This is a genomic window from Pseudomonas fluvialis, from assembly GCF_002835605.1.
Taxonomy (GTDB): domain Bacteria; phylum Pseudomonadota; class Gammaproteobacteria; order Pseudomonadales; family Pseudomonadaceae; genus Aquipseudomonas; species Aquipseudomonas fluvialis.
On sequence record NZ_PIYS01000003.1, the window covers coordinates 155,688 to 170,607 of the forward strand.

Below are 14,920 nucleotides of genomic sequence, written 5' to 3' on the forward strand. Positions count from 1 at the left end.
AGGGCCGCAACCCCCTCCCTGGCCTGTGGCCACCCCGCTTTACCCGCTCGCGTCTGTGACCTGGCGAATCAATCCCCTTTTTGATTCGAGGTTTACCCCATGGCTACTACTCAGATTTCCGACATCATCGAACCGTCGGCATTCACCCGCTATATCACCCAAAACACGATGGAGCGCACGGCGCTTGTAGCGTCCGGCATCGTCGTGCCTAACGACGTAATCAATGCACAGCTTGCAGTCGGCGCACACGCCTTCAATGTGCCGTTCTGGCGTGACCTACCCAACGACGAGGCCAACACCGTATCGGATGACCCCGACGAACTGGCCGTGCCGCGCAAGATCCAAGCGGGCAAACAAGTCGTGCGCAAGTCCTACCTGCACCAGTCATGGGCAGCCATGAACCTGGCCAGTGAGCTTGCCGGTGCCGATGCCCTGGTGCGTATTCAGGAGCGTGTTCGCGCCTACTGGGAACGGCAGATGCAGCGCCGTCTTGTGTCGACCTTAAACGGCGTGATTGCCAGCAACGTGGCCAACGATTCTGGCGACATGATCCTCGACATTAGCGCCGAGACTGGCAACGCCGCGCTGTTCAGCCCTGAAGCAGTGATCGACGCAGCCGGCACCCTTGGCGATGCGATGGGCGACGTCGTGGGCATTGCGATGCACTCCGACCTGTACCGCCGTGCGCTCAAGGCTGATTTGATCGAGTTTGTGCAGCCCAGCAATGGCTCCATGCGCTTGCCGACCTATCGCGGCCTTGCCGTCGTTTCTGATGACGGTATGCCTGTGGTCGGTGGCGTCTACACCTGCGCACTGTTCGGCGCTGGCGCTGTGGGCTACGGCCTGACCGCTCCAAGCATCGCAGCAGGCACCGAGGTGGAGAACAAGCCGAGCGCGGGCAACGGTGGCGGGCAGCAAGTGCTGCACAGCCGTGTGAACCTGGCCGTTCACCCGCTGGGCTTCCAGTGGATCGAGGGCAGCATCGCCGGCGAGTCGCCAACCATTGCCGAGCTGGGCGCGGCTGCACACTGGGCGCGGGTAGTCGAGCGCAAGGCCACCGGCCTGGCCTTCTTGAAGTGTAAGTAAGGCGAGAGGACAGCCCCCAGGATCGTCTGGGGGCTTTCTCTGCAAGGAGCGCCGCGCATGACTGATATTCGCCTGTTAAGGCATCACCCCGAAGCAGAGCCTTACCTGGCCATTGTGCATGGCCGGCACCTGCCCAGGCGCTGCAATGAAACCCTGTGCCAATTCATCGCCCGAGCAGAGCAGCAGGCGGCCAGGCATCGGGAATCAGGGTGGCGGCTGGCCAAGAAGTGGTGCCCCGAGCCGGACTTGAACCGGCATAGACTCGCGTCTGGCGGATTTTAAGTCCGCTGCGTATACCTATTTCGCCATCGGGGCATTTTTTACAATTTGCTACATATTCGCTACATAGCATATCTGATTCAGGCCAAACCCTTGATTTACAAGGGATTTTTTCCTGGAATCAGGATTTTTTAAGTCTCCTGCGTCTACCGATTTCGCCATTCGGGCGGTAGCGCTACGCATGCCTGGAGCATGCGCTGGGGGTGGACTATATAGCCCATCGGCCGGCCTAACAAGCGCCAAGGGCACCTGCATCCCCAACAAAAAAGCCCGGAAATCATTGATTTACCGGGCTTTAATGTTTGGAGGCTGAGGTCGGAATCGAACCGGCGTTCACGGATTTGCAATCCGGTGCATAACCACTCTGCTACTCAGCCTTGAAACAAACGGGCCGCTTAAACGGCCCATATAAACTGGAGCGGGAAACGAGACTCGAACTCGCGACCCCGACCTTGGCAAGGTCGTGCTCTACCAACTGAGCTATTCCCGCTTGCTGTCAGCATCTGACGGGCGCCATTCTAACCATTCAAGAAAGCCCGTCAAGCCTTTGATTCAAAAAACTTTATTTACCCGCCCCAGGTGCACTCAGGTGCGGCCAGGCAGCGCGCAGGTATTGCACCATGGACCAGATGGTCAACCCTGCAGCAACCAGCAGCAAGGCATAGCCCAGGCCAATCCACAGGGTAAACTGCGGCGGATTGGCCAACAGAATAACCAGCGCCACCATTTGTGCCGTGGTTTTCCATTTCCCCAAGCTGGAAACAGCGACCTGGGCACGCGCTCCGAGCTCAGCCATCCACTCGCGCAAGGCCGAGATGACGATTTCCCGGCCAATGATGATGGCGGCCGGCAGGCTCAGCCAAAGATTGGCATGCGCCTCGACCAACAATACCAGCGCAACCGCTACCATCAGCTTGTCAGCCACCGGATCAAGAAACGCGCCAAACGGCGTGCTCTGTTGCCAGCGACGCGCCAGATAACCATCCAGCCAGTCGGTGATCGCCGCGAGGGAAAACACCGCGCTGGCTGCCAGGTAGCTCCAGCTGAACGGCAGGTAGAACAGCAGGATGAACACCGGGATCAGCAAAACGCGCAGTACGGTGAGCAGGTTGGGGATATTGATCAAAACGGTAGGCCTTCTGTAGGTGCAGGCATTCTACTCGGAGTGCAGGACGGCATAAATCTGCTCGGCCAGCTTTTTACTGATCCCGGGCGTTTTGGCAATTTCCTCGACGCTGGCTCGCCCCAGCTCCTGCAGACCACCGAAGTGCTTGAGCAGCTCGCGCCGACGTGTCGGACCAACCCCCGCCACATCCTCCAAACGTGAGGTACGACGAGCCTTGCCACGCCGGGCACGATGGCCGGTAATGGCAAAGCGGTGCGCTTCATCACGCACCTGCTGGATCAGATGCAGAGCCGGCGAGTCAGCCGGCAAGGTAAAGGCCTGATCGGCCGTGTCGCGGTACAGCACCTCGAGGCCTGGCTTGCGCGTGGTGCCCTTGGCCACGCCCAGCAGCAACAGGTCATGCAAGCCTAGTTCCTGCAGTACCTCGCGTGCCATGTTCAACTGCCCCTTGCCACCATCCACCAACAGGATATCGGGTCGTTTACCTTCTCCTTCGGCAAGCCGGGCAAAGCGGCGCTGCAAGGCCTGGCGCATGGCGGCATAGTCATCGCCTGGCGCCACGCCCTCGATGTTGTAACGACGGTAATCACTCTTCAATGGCCCTTCCGGCCCCATCACCACACAGGATGCCACGGTAGCCTCACCACTGGAGTGACTGATGTCGAAGCACTCCAGGCGCTGCGGCGGCTCATCCAGCTGCAAGGCCTCACCCAGCGCGTCGAAGCGTGCCGCCAAATGCTGCCGATTGGACAGGCGCGCCAGCAGGGCTTGCTCTGCGTTGGTCACGGCAAGCTGCTGCCAGCGCGCGCGCGTACCACGTACCCGCCAGGCAATGTCCACGGCTCGCCCGCGCACCTCGGCCAGCGCAGCCTGCAGCAGTGCCAAGTCACCGTGGTCGTGATTGACAATCAAGGCATCGGGCAGCTCTCGCTCACTGCCACCCAGGTAATACTGACCGAGAAAGGCCAGCAGCACCTCGGCGCCCTCTTCTTCGATGGCCACCTGGGGAAAGAAGTTCTTGCTGCCCAGCACCCGCCCGCCACGCACGCTGATCAGGTGCACGCAGGCACCACCGGGACTCACCAGTGCCGCCACCACGTCGACATTGCCCTGGCCACCCTCCATGTGTTGCTGATCCTGTACACGGCGCAGCAAGGCTATCTGGTCACGCAGTTCGGCAGCCCGCTCAAACTGTAGATCCTGCGCGGCCTGTTCCATGGCTGCAGCCAGTTCGGCACTCAGTACATTGCTACGCCCTTCGAGGAACATCACCGAGCGGCGCACATCTTCAGCATATTCGGCCTCGTCAACCAGGCCGACGCAAGGTGCCTTGCAGCGCTTGATCTGGTACTGCAGGCAGGGACGGCTGCGATTACGGTAGTAACTGTCCTCGCACTGGCGGACCTGGAACGCCTTCTGCAGCAGATTAAGGCTCTCGCGAATGGCCAGACCACTGGGATAAGGCCCGAAGTAACGCCCTTTGCTACGTTTGCTGCCACGGTGCAATGAAAGGCGCGGAAAGGCATCGTCACTGAGCAACACATAGGGGTAGGACTTATCGTCGCGCAGCAGGATGTTGTAAGGCGGGCGCCATTCCTTGATCAGGGTCTGCTCAAGCAGCAAAGCCTCGGTCTCATTGCCGGTAATGGTGGTTTCCACTTGGGCAATGCGCGCCACCAGCGCGGCTGTTTTGGGAGCCAGGCCACTCTTGCGAAAGTAGCTGGACAGGCGTTTACGCAGGTTCTTGGCCTTGCCGACGTACAACAGGCTACCAGCCGTGTCGAACATCCGGTAAACACCCGGATGGCTGCTGCAGGTTGCCAGGAAGGCCGCCGCATCAAACGTATCGCTCATGGATCAGCCCGCGGTATCGACCATGCCGTGGCGCACCGCCAGCAGGGTCAGTTCCACATCACTGGTGACACCCAGTTTCTCGTAGATGCGATAGCGGTAGGTATTGACCGTCTTCGGCGAGAGGCACAACTTGTCGGAAATGTCCTGCACCTTGTGGCAATTGACCACCATGAGGGCAATCTGCATTTCTCGCTCGGAGAGTGTCTCGAACGGTGAGCTACCCGCCTGCGGACGCAAGGCCTTGATCGCCAGATCCTGAGCCACGCTGGGCGTCAGATAGGTACGCCCGGCAAATACCTGGCGAATAGCGCTAACCATTTCCTCCTGCGAGGCGCCCTTGGTCAGGTAGCCACTGGCGCCTGCCTGCAACAGGCGAGAGGGAAACGGGTCCTCTTCACAGACAGTCACCGCAATGACCCGGCACTGCGGCAGGCTAACCGCCATCTTGCGGGTCGCTTCCAGGCCGCCGATACCCGGCATGCGCACATCCATCAGCACCACATCCGGCTTGTGGGTGCGCGCCAGCTGCAGCGCCTCCTCCCCCGAGCGGGCCTCGGCAATCACCTGCAGGCCATCGACCTCCTTGAGCAGCTGGGTGATGCCTCTGCGCACCAGGTCATGGTCGTCTACCACCATCAGACGGATCACCGATCACCTCACCCACAGCCGCACGGCCGAACAAAGAGACACAGTCGTGCACAGGGCACGAGACAGACGGCATTCTACACGTTTCGTCTCGCTTGGCACTGCAACTGCTCCTCAGGCAACTTGCCTGTGGTCAATGTCACGGTGGCGATTTATCGGCAGCATGGGCATCCTTGCCACTCTCTCAATTGGCGTCCTGCTTCGCGACGCCTGCTGTTTCATAGGTCAGTGATGTCAGATTTTCAGTGCGCCAGACTCGACTGGGATGAACAAGGCCAGCCGTTATCCAGCGAATTCGATGATGTGTATTTCTCCCGAGCCAGCGGCTTGGAAGAAACCCGCCATGTATTCCTGCAACACAACCAACTGGCAGAGCGCTTTGCCCAACTCAGTCCCGGCAGTCATCTGGTTATCGGCGAAACCGGTTTCGGTACCGGGCTGAATCTGCTGTGTGCCTGGCAATTGTTCGAACAGCATGCACCTAACGGCTGTCAACTGCATTTCATCAGCACGGAAAAATACCCGCTGCGCCGGGATGACTTGCGTCGCGCCCTGGCGCTGTGGCCGGAACTGGCTGACTACAGCAGCGAGCTGCTCAACCATTACATTGCCATTCACCCCGGCTTCCAGCGCCTGCATCTGGCCAAGGGCCGAGTCATCCTGACCCTGCTGCTGGGCGATGCGCTGGACAGCCTGCGCGAACTGGATGCCCAGGTGGATGCCTGGTTCCTCGACGGCTTTGCTCCAGCCAAGAATCCGCAAATGTGGAGCGCCGAGCTGTTCGCCGAACTGGCCCGTCTGTCGGCACCTGATGCGACACTGGCCACCTTCACCAGCGCTGGCTTCGTGCGGCGCGGACTGCAGGAAGCCGGCTTCTCGGTGGCCCGCGTCAAGGGCTTCGGACACAAGCGCGAAATGCTCGCGGGCCACTACCGAGGGCCGGCACAAAATCCCCATACGCCCTGGTATGCACGGCCACCGCAGTCTGGCGAGCAGCGTCAGGCGCTGGTCATCGGTGCCGGTTTGGCCGGTTGTTCGGCAGCAGCCAGCCTGGCCCGGCGGGGCTGGCAGGTAACGATACTGGAACGCCGCGATCAGCTCGCCGGAGAAACCTCCGGCAACCCGCAGGGCATGTTGTACATGAAGCTGTCCGCGCATCACACGCCGCTCTCTCGCTACATTCTCAGCGCTTTCGGCTACAGCCGTCGGCTGCTTCAGCAGCTTCCCGAGGGCACCTCCTGGTCACCCTGCGGGTTACTGCAACTGGCCTACGACGACAAGGAGCGCGAGCGCCAGGCGCAATTGGCCAAGGCTTTTCCTGCTGACCTACTGCACCCGGTCAGCCAGGCAGAAGCCGAGACGCTGGCTGGCGTGGCCCTGCCCTGGGGAGGGCTGTTCTATCCGCAAGCCGGCTGGGCCAATCCCACCAGCCTGTGCCGGCAACTGGCTGAACACCCGAATATCCGTGTCCGCCTGGGCTGCGAAGTCAGCCGGCTGCAACGCGTCGATGGCCAGTGGCAAGCCTGGCAAGGCAACGACGCCCTGGCCAGTGCACCGGTACTGGTACTGGCCAGCTCAGCCGAAGCCGACCGGCTGCTACCCGAGGCCGAGCTGCCACTCAAACGAATTCGCGGCCAGGTAACCTGCGTCCCCGTCACCCCGGCCAGTCGTGCTCTGCGTACGGTGGTCTGCGCTGAAGGCTATGTGGCTCCGCCCATGGGAGACGTGCACACCCTGGGCGCCAGCTTCAGGTTCCACAGCGAAAACCTGGCCCTGAGCCCAGAAGAACATCAAGACAACCTGCGCCAGCTGCAGGAAACCTCGCCTGACCTGGCCGAACGCCTTTGCCTGGATGAGCTGGACGTCCGCCATCTGGACGGCCGCGCCGGATTCCGCTGCACCAGTCCCGATTACCTGCCACTGGTCGGCCCGCTGGCTGCTAGCGATAGCTTCAAGCAGACTTACCAAGCACTGGCACGTGATGCACGTCTGCAACCGGATGCACCCTGCCCCTGGCTGGAGGGGTTGTACCTGAGCACTGCTCATGGTTCGCGAGGACTGCTCAGTGCCCCCATGGCTGGCGAACTATTGGCGGGCTGGATCAACCAGGAACCGCTGCCCGTGCCACGCGCCGTCGCCGAAGCCTGTCACCCCAACCGTTTCATGCTGCGCAAACTGATCAGGGGACAGTCGTGATGCCTCGCCTGGCCATTGCCGATTGCCAGGAAGTAGCAATGCAAACATACTCACGGCAGTATCCTGAGACGGAGATAAGCCGATGCGTTTAGCCCTATTGCTTGCCGCCCTGCCCAGCCTGGCGCTGGCCCAGCCCACCACTGACGATAGCCACCTTGCGCAGCAGGCCGCGCAGTTGATCCCCGCGTTTCAACAGCAACTGCTAGCCACCGTCAAACAGGCCGTAGAACAGGGTGGTCCGGCACAGGCCGTGCAGGCATGCCAGACCCTGGCGCCACGCATCGCCGCAGAGCACAGCCAGCAGGGCTGGCAGGTCGCTCGCACAGCGCTGCGCGTGCGTAATCCGGCGAATCGCCCTGACGCCTGGGAGTTACAAACCCTGCTGGACTTCCAGCAACGGGCAGCGGCGGGCGAAGACCTCAGCCAAATGACCGCAAGCACTACCCTGGATGGCGAGTTTCGCTTCATGAAAGCCATCCCGACCGGTGAACCCTGCCTGGCCTGCCACGGCAGCGAAATCAAGGCAGAACTAGCCACCCTGATCGACCAGCGTTACCCCGACGACCAGGCCCGCGGCTTCCAGGCGGGTGAATTGCGTGGCGCCTTCAGCCTGCGCCGAACCGTGGAGAACACCCCATGACCGACAATATTGCCGCCGCCCATCAGGACGCCATGCTCAAACGCCTGGCGCGCATCGAAGGGCAGATTCGTGGCATTCAGGCGATGATCCGCCGCGGTGACAACTGCGAGGCCATCGCACAACAGTTCGCCGCCTCCCGCAAGGCGCTGGACAAGGCTTATCAGCAGATGCTTGCCTGCCTGCTTGAGGAAGCCGTGCTCAACCCTGAACTGGACAGCACAGCAACCCTGGCACAGGTACGGGCCATCTTTACCAAGTACACCTGATGCCCGCGCCGGCCTTGCAGCGAGCCACACCATGCTGATTCCCCATCACCAACTGGCTGACGACACCCTGACGCGCCTGATTGAGGATTTTGTCACCCGTGACGGCACCGATCACGGTGACGAAACGCCCTTGCCGGTACGCGTGGCACGGGTACGCCAGGCGTTGGCAAAGGCCGAGGCAGCCATTCTCTATGACCCGGACAGCCAGCAATGCCAGTTGCTGGCCTGGCATGAACTGCCCAAGCCATGGCGGGATGAATTGCGCTGCCTGCAGCAGGAAGACCACGACCGGTAACCGCCGACCGGCAAGGTCGGCGGTTACCCGGATCAGAACAGCTCGTTGCGCGCCGCTTTGTCGAGTAACAGAGCAGGCGGCAGGAAGCGCTCGCCGTACTGCTCAGCCAGGTACTGGGCGCGGGCGACGAAGTCCTGCACACCGTACTGGTTGATGAACTGCAGCGCACCACCGGTCCAGGCGGCAAAGCCGATGCCGAAGATCGAGCCGATGTTTGCATCGGCGGTCGACAGCAAAACGCCCTCTTCGACGCATCTCACCGTTTCAATCGCCTGGATAAACAGGATGCGGTCACGCACGTCCTCCTGGGAGATCTGCGCATCGGTTTTCTCGAAGCGCGCCTTGAGCTCCGGCCACAGGTGTTTCTTGCCACCGGCCGGGTAGTCGTAGAAACCGCCACCGGCGGCTTTGCCCGGACGCTTGTACTCCTGCAGCATCAGATCGATCACGGCGAAGGCCGGATGCTCGGGGATGGCTTTGCCTTCGGCAGCGAGGTCGGCCACGGTCTGCTTGCGGATGTGGTCCATCAGGCTCATCGACACTTCGTCGCTGATCGCCAGCGGGCCCACCGGCATGCCGGCCTTGCGCGCCTCGGCCTCGATCATCGCCGCGCTCACGCCCTCTCCGAGCATGGCGATGCCTTCGTTGGTGAAGGTGCCGAACACGCGGGAGGTGAAGAAGCCGCGGCTGTCGTTGACGACGATCGGGGTCTTCTTGATCTGCAGCACGTAGTCGAAGCCGCGCGCCAGGGTCTCGTCGCTGGTCTTCTCGCCCTTGATGATTTCCACCAGCGGCATCTTGTCGACCGGGCTGAAGAAGTGCAGACCGATGAACTTCTCCGGCTTGGCCACGGCAGTCGCCAGGCCGGTGATCGGCAGGGTCGAGGTGTTGGAGGCAATCACGGCATCGGCCAGCGCGGCGCGCTCGGCGGCGGCAGTGACCTTGGCCTTGAGGTTACGGTCCTCGAACACCGCTTCGATGATCAGGTCGCAACCCTCGAAGTCGGCTTCGCTGTCGGTCGCCTTGATGCGGGCCAGGAAGGCGTCGCGCTTCTCCGCCGTCATATGGCCCTTGCTGACCTTTTTATCCAGCAGCTTGGCCGAGTAGCTCTTGCCCTTCTCCGCCGCTTCCACGGACACATCCTTGAGCACCACCTCGATGCCGGCCGCGGCCGACACATAGGCGATACCGGCGCCCATCATGCCGGCACCGAGCACGCCGACCTTCTTGGTCTGGTACTTGGGATAACCCTGCGGGCGCGAACTACCGGCGTTGATGTCGTTCAACTGGAACCAGAAGGTGCCAATCATGTTCTTGGCGACCTGGCCGGTGGTCAGCTCGGTGAAGTAGCGCGCCTCGATGATCTGCGCGGTGTCGAAGTCGACCTGCGCGCCCTCGACGGCGGCGCACATGATCTTCTCCGGCGCCGGGAAACAGCCCTTGGTCTTGTCGCGCAGCACGCTCGGGGCGATGGCCAGCATCTGCGCCACGGCCGGGGTGCTCGGCGTACCACCGGGGATCTTGTAGCCCTTGGCATCCCACGGCTGCACGGCACTCGGGTTGGCGGCAATCCAGGCGCGAGCCTTGCTCAGCATCTCTTCCGGAGTCGCGGCGATGTCGTGGATCAGGCCGGCCTTGAGCGCGGCATCCGGGCGCACCTTCTTGCCTTCGGCCAGGTACGGCAGCGCCTTCTCCAAACCCAGCAGGCGCACCATGCGCACCACGCCGCCACCGCCCGGCAGCAGGCCGAGGGTCACTTCCGGCAGGCCCAGCTGCACGCTGGAATTGTCCAGGGCGATACGGTGGTGACAGGCCAGGCAGATCTCCCAGCCGCCGCCCAGCGCGGCGCCGTTGATCGCAGCGACCACCGGCTTGCCCAGGGTTTCCAGGCGGCGCAGCTGGCCCTTGATGTTGAGGATCATCTCGTAGAACGGCTTGGCGTCGGCCTTGGTGACCTTGATCAGCTCGTTCAGGTCGCCGCCGGCGAAGAAGGTCTTCTTCGCGGAGGTGAGGATGACCCCGGCGATGGAATCCTTCTCGGCTTCCAGGCGCTCGACAATCTTGCCCATGGCCTCGCGGTACACCGCGTTCATGGTGTTGGCGCTCTGGCCTGGCATGTCCATGGTCAGGACGACGATATTGTCCTGGCCCTTTTCGTAACGGATGGCGTCAGTCATTTCTTTCACTTCCCAAATGTTCGGGGAGCGCTTCAAGGGCGTCACGAGCGAAGGTCAGGCTAGGCGGAAATCATTCGGAAAGCGGAGTTTGCTGGTGCAAATGAGCATTTCCGGAGGATTTCCAACGCCGCTTGGCCGAGCGCAGTAGCCCGTGATAGCTCCTTAAATACGCTCAATGATGGTGGCGATACCCATACCGCCGCCGACACACAGCGTGGCCAGGCCGTAGCGCAGCTCGCGCTTCTCCAGCTCGTCGAGCAGGGTGCCGAGGATGGCACAGCCGGTGGCGCCCAGCGGGTGACCCATGGCGATGGAGCCGCCGTTGACGTTGACCTTGCTCTCCGGCACGCCCATGTCCTTCATGAACTTCATGACGACGGAGGCAAACGCCTCGTTGACCTCGAACAGGTCGATGTCTTCCACCGACAGCCCAGCCTTGGCCAGCGCCTTGCGGGTGGCCGGCGCCGGTCCGGTGAGCATGATGGTCGGGTCGGTGCTGGTCACCGCGGTGGCGACGATGCGCGCACGGGGTTTCAGACCCAGCTCCTTGCCCTTGGCTTCGGAGCCGATCAGCATCAGCGCCGCGCCATCGACGATGCCCGAGCTGTTGCCCGGCGTATGCACGTGGTTGATGCGCTCGACGTGGGAGTACTTGCGCAGGGCCGTGGCGTCGAAGCCCATCTGCCCCATCATCTCGAAGCTCGGCTTGAGCTTGCCCAGGCCCTCTAGCGTGGAATCGCCACGGATGAATTCGTCGCGGTCGAGCAGCACGATGCCGTTCTGATCGGTCACCGGCACCAGGGATTTCTGGAAGGAACCATCGGCGCTGGCGCGGGCGGCCTTCTGCTGCGAGCGCAGGGCGAAGCTGTCGACGTCAGTGCGGGAGAAGCCTTCGAGGGTGGCGATCAGGTCCGCGCCCACGCCCTGCGGCACGAAGTTGGTGTGCATATTGGTCGCCGGGTCCATCGCCCAGGCACCACCGTCCGAGCCCATGGGGATGCGCGACATGGATTCCACGCCGCCAACCACCACCAGGTCCTCGAAGCCCGAACGCACCTTCATGGCGCCGAGGTTCACTGCCTCCAGACCCGATGCGCAGAAACGGTTGAGCTGCACGCCCGACACGGTTTCATCCCAGTCAGCCACCAGCGCGGCGGTCTTGGCGATATCGGCACCCTGGTCGCCCACCGGGGTCACGCAGCCGAGAACGATATCGTCGACCTGGCTGGTATCCAGCGCGTTGCGCTTCTCCAGGGCCTTGAGCAGTCCGGCCAGCAGATCGACCGGCTTGACGCTGTACAGCGCACCGTCCTTCTTGCCCTTGCCGCGCGGCGTGCGCACGGCATCGAAAATATAAGCTTCGGTCATGGCGTTCTCTCGTCTTGACGTTGTTCTAGGAGCACACCGGCAGGCGGTTGCGTGGTTCCCTACCTTACGCGCACGGCAAGCCCACTCAATGACCGAAATGCTCAGGCCGATTGACCGCTCGGCTCAGACGAATGGTCAACCGGCCTGGACATAGCCTAAAAAACCGGCCAAAGGCTCTGCCGTGCCTACTACAGCGACGCCTAGAGCTCAGCGGAATAGCCAGCCATTACAAGCCGGCAATGTCTTGTGGCAAAGCGTTCTAACCCGTTCACAGCAAGCCATCTAGGGTGAACAGAACAAGGACTCCCGGTGCTGCCCGGGATCTACCGGGACGGTGCTCGACGAGCTGTGTGCGCCTCCACTCACAAGAACAACAAGGCACGCCGTCATGTTCAAACACCCTGCAAAGCCTATCGACGCCAAATGGCGCCAGGCCAGCCTGATACTGACCGTGGTACTGATGCTACTGGTACTGCCAAACCTCGGCCTGTGGCTGAATTAGCCGAAATCGTTGAAAAACTCAGTCGTTGTACAGCGGGCTGTTAATGCTGCAGGTGGCCATACAGCTTGGCATACAGTCCGCCTTCGGCGATCAGGGCCTGGTGCTCACCCTGTTCGGCAATCCGCCCGCCATCGAACACCAGGACCCGGTCAGCCTGTTTAACCGCCGACAGCCGATGGGCAATGATCAGGGTGGTGCGACCAGCCAGGAAGCTGTCGAGTGCCTGGTGCAGGGCATACTCGGTAGCGGCATCCAGTGCTGATGTGGCCTCGTCGAGAATCACCACCTTGGGATCGGCCAACACCATGCGGGCAATCGCCAGGCGCTGGCGTTGCCCGCCAGAAAGCCGCACGCCGGCCCGTCCCACGATGCTGTCCAGGCCATCCGGCAAGGCGGCAATGGTCTCACGCAACTGGGCAATTTGCAGGGCCTGCCAGCATTGTTGATCGGAGCGTTCGCGCCCCATGCACAGGTTGGCCCGCACCGTGTCGTTGAACAGTGCCGGATGCTGGAGCACCACGGCCACGGCATCACGCACCTGCTCCAGGCCAATCTCCTCGATAGCCACGCCACCGTAAGCGATCCGCCCGTCCTGCGCCTGATAAAGCCCCAGCAACAGCTGCACCAGGGTACTTTTACCGCCGCCTGAAGCGCCCACCAGGGCCACCTTCTCGCCGGCCGCAATGTGCAGGCTCAAACCATCCAGCACGGGCTCGTCGCGGTAGGCAAAGCGCAGCCCGCTGACTTCAATGGACACGCTCTGCTGGCCGGCGAAGGGATCATGGCGCCCCACATAGGCCGGTTCGTCGGCCCGCGCCAACAGCTCGTTGATGCGCTGCAGCGCAGCACCCGCACCGTAATAGGCGTACTGCAAGCCCAGCAGTTGTTCGACAGGACCGATCATGAACCACAGGTAGCTGAATACCGCGAGCATCTGTCCGATCGACAGGTCGGACAACAGCACGGTCAGCATGGCGGCGGCGCGGAACAGGTCAATACCGAATTGAAACAACAGGCCGCTGGCACGCCCCGAGGCATCGCTTTTCCATTGCGAGGCCACAGCCCGGTCGCGCACCTCACGGGCGCGCTGGCCTAGGCGACCGAGGAAAAAGCCCTGGCGGTTCCCCGCACGGATTTCCTGAATAGCCTCCAGCGTCTCGGTCAAGGCCTGGGTGAAGCGCGCGGTGCTGTCGTTTTCCAGCTTCTTCAGGTGCTTGACCCGCTTGCCCAGTTGCACCGTGGCGTAGATCACCAGCGGGTTGAACAACAGGATCAGTACCGCCAGCTGCCAATGCATCCACAGCAGGATCAGCGAGGTACCCAGCAAGGTCAGCACCGCCACCAGGAAGCGACTGAGCGTCTCGCCGACAAACTTGTCCAGGGTGTCCAGGTCGGTGACCAAGTGAGCACTCACTGTGCCGCCACCGAGATTTTCATATTCGCCCAGGGAAATCCGCTTGAGTCGCTCGATCAGGCGCAGCCGCAGGCGATACACCACATCCTTGGACAGTCGGGCAAACAGGCGCGCCTGCAATACATTGAGCAGCAAGGCCATGCTGCGCATCAGCAAGGTCAGCAGGAGCATCAAGCCGATATAGCCGGCAGCCTGCTGCCAGGCATCCGGCAACAGGTGATCCATCAGGCGCAGCGCGGCATCCCCCTCCCCGAGCAGGACCTCATCGACCAGCAGCGGCAACAGCAAAGGAATCGGCACGCTGCACAGGGTGGCCAGCACGGCGGTCAGGTTGGCCAGCCACAAGGCCTTGCGGTGGCGCAGCGCCAGCTGGCGGATCTGTTGCCAGTCGATCTGCTCAGGCATGCACAGCACCATGTGCCAGCCAGCGCTGCAACAGCGGCTGCAATTGTGCAAGCGGCTGATAGCCATTGGTCAGCAGGGCATAGCCGGAGGCACCGGCACCCAGCAAGGTCGGAAAGCCACTGATGCCCAGGTCACGTACCCAGGCGAAATCCGCCTCGGTCGCCTGGTGCAGTGCCGGGCTGTCGAAATGTTCGGCAAAGGCCCGCCGCGAGAAACCGACCTGCTCGGCCAGCGCCAGCAGCACGCGTGCCTGGGTCAGGTCCTCGCCCTGCTGGTAGAAAGCCTGTTGAATTGCCTGCAACAAGGCCCAGACTCGCCGCTCATCGAGCCGTCTCGCAGTGACCAGGGCACGGCAGGTCGGCTCGGTGTCGTAGACGAAACCGGGCGGTAGGCCTCGCTGGAAGTCGAAGAGCTGTCCGCTGGCGGCATTCACTGCTTGCCAGTAGCCGAGAATGCGCACCCGCTGGGCCGGGGTCAGGCTGGCTTGCTCACGCCGGAGACCACCGACCCGCAACTCCACCCCCACGCCAAGGGTGGCGGCCTGTTCAACCAGCGCCCCAAGTACCGGGGCAAAGCCCCAGCACCAGGAGCACAACGGGTCCATTACGTAGATAAGGCGAGCATCCGACATCGGGCAGTCATCCCCACGGATCAGCAAGAAGAAGGT

General features: G+C 62.3%; 12 protein-coding genes and 3 tRNA genes. 5 read left to right on the plus strand and 10 right to left on the minus strand.

The features are described 5' to 3' along the window. The first annotated feature begins 99 nt into the window (after positions 1–99). Positions 100–1,086, plus strand: coding sequence for a hypothetical protein (locus tag CW360_RS02470; RefSeq protein WP_101192632.1), 987 nt, complete (start codon positions 100–102; stop codon positions 1,084–1,086). 228 nt (positions 1,087–1,314) lie between these two features. On the opposite strand, the gene CW360_RS02475 is transcribed toward CW360_RS02470, so the two are convergent. From CW360_RS02475 to uvrY, 6 genes are all read right to left on the minus strand, one after another. After that, a tRNA-Leu gene (locus tag CW360_RS02475) sits at positions 1,315–1,401 on the minus strand. A gap of 267 nt (positions 1,402–1,668) precedes the next feature. Next, positions 1,669–1,742: transfer RNA gene (locus tag CW360_RS02480), tRNA-Cys, on the minus strand. Positions 1,743–1,779: 37 nt separating this feature from the next. Continuing rightward, positions 1,780–1,855 (minus strand) — tRNA-Gly (locus CW360_RS02485). A 72-nt stretch (positions 1,856–1,927) separates the two neighbouring features. Next, positions 1,928–2,488 (minus strand): CDP-diacylglycerol--glycerol-3-phosphate 3-phosphatidyltransferase, encoded by a 561-nt coding sequence (gene pgsA, locus CW360_RS02490; protein WP_101192786.1) that lies wholly within the window; start codon positions 2,486–2,488, stop codon positions 1,928–1,930. Positions 2,489–2,521: 33 nt separating this feature from the next. Continuing rightward, positions 2,522–4,345, minus strand: a complete 1,824-nt coding sequence (gene uvrC, locus CW360_RS02495; RefSeq protein ID WP_101192633.1) for an excinuclease ABC subunit UvrC — start codon at positions 4,343–4,345, stop codon at positions 2,522–2,524. Between the two features lie 3 nt (positions 4,346–4,348). Next, positions 4,349–4,993 carry a UvrY/SirA/GacA family response regulator transcription factor gene (gene uvrY / locus CW360_RS02500; RefSeq protein WP_093986806.1) on the minus strand — a complete coding sequence of 215 codons (645 nt, stop codon included), beginning with the start codon at positions 4,991–4,993 and terminating at the stop codon, positions 4,349–4,351. A 228-nt stretch (positions 4,994–5,221) separates the two neighbouring features. Here uvrY and mnmC point away from each other — a divergent pair, with 228 nt between their 5' ends. The 4 genes from mnmC (at position 5,222) to CW360_RS02520 (ending at position 8,387) form a co-directional block, all read left to right on the plus strand. Next, a complete protein-coding gene (gene mnmC / locus CW360_RS02505) occupies positions 5,222–7,186 on the plus strand; it encodes a bifunctional tRNA (5-methylaminomethyl-2-thiouridine)(34)-methyltransferase MnmC2/FAD-dependent 5-carboxymethylaminomethyl-2-thiouridine(34) oxidoreductase MnmC1 (RefSeq protein WP_101192634.1) in 1,965 nt (654 codons plus the stop codon). 82 nt (positions 7,187–7,268) lie between these two features. Next, the gene (locus tag CW360_RS02510; protein ID WP_101192635.1) at positions 7,269–7,826 is read left to right on the plus strand and encodes a Tll0287-like domain-containing protein; all 558 of its coding nucleotides are present in this window, start codon (positions 7,269–7,271) and stop codon (positions 7,824–7,826) included. Then, complete coding sequence (locus tag CW360_RS02515; protein ID WP_093986803.1) at positions 7,823–8,092, plus strand: metal-sensing transcriptional repressor; 270 nt, start codon at positions 7,823–7,825, stop codon at positions 8,090–8,092. Before CW360_RS02510 ends, CW360_RS02515 begins: the two co-directional genes overlap by 4 nt. Positions 8,093–8,123: 31 nt before the next feature. Beyond that, on the plus strand, positions 8,124–8,387 hold the full coding sequence (locus CW360_RS02520; protein ID WP_093986802.1) for a YheU family protein: 264 nt from the start codon (positions 8,124–8,126) through the stop codon (positions 8,385–8,387). 32 nt (positions 8,388–8,419) lie between these two features. Here the strand turns inward: CW360_RS02520 and CW360_RS02525 are convergent, their stop codons facing one another. From CW360_RS02525 to CW360_RS02540, 4 genes are all read right to left on the minus strand, one after another. Further along, entirely contained in the window at positions 8,420–10,564 is a 2,145-nt protein-coding gene (locus CW360_RS02525; RefSeq protein ID WP_101192636.1) for a 3-hydroxyacyl-CoA dehydrogenase NAD-binding domain-containing protein, read from the minus strand. Positions 10,565–10,726: 162 nt separating this feature from the next. Next, entirely contained in the window at positions 10,727–11,932 is a 1,206-nt protein-coding gene (locus CW360_RS02530) for an acetyl-CoA C-acetyltransferase (RefSeq protein ID WP_101192637.1), read from the minus strand. Between the two features lie 542 nt (positions 11,933–12,474). Beyond that, a complete protein-coding gene (locus tag CW360_RS02535) occupies positions 12,475–14,253 on the minus strand; it encodes an ABC transporter ATP-binding protein (protein WP_093986799.1) in 1,779 nt (592 codons plus the stop codon). After that, positions 14,246–14,884 (minus strand): DsbA family protein, encoded by a 639-nt coding sequence (locus tag CW360_RS02540; protein WP_101192638.1) that lies wholly within the window; start codon positions 14,882–14,884, stop codon positions 14,246–14,248. The genes CW360_RS02535 and CW360_RS02540 overlap by 8 nt, the downstream gene beginning before the upstream one ends. Between the last annotated feature and the right edge of the window lie 36 nt (positions 14,885–14,920).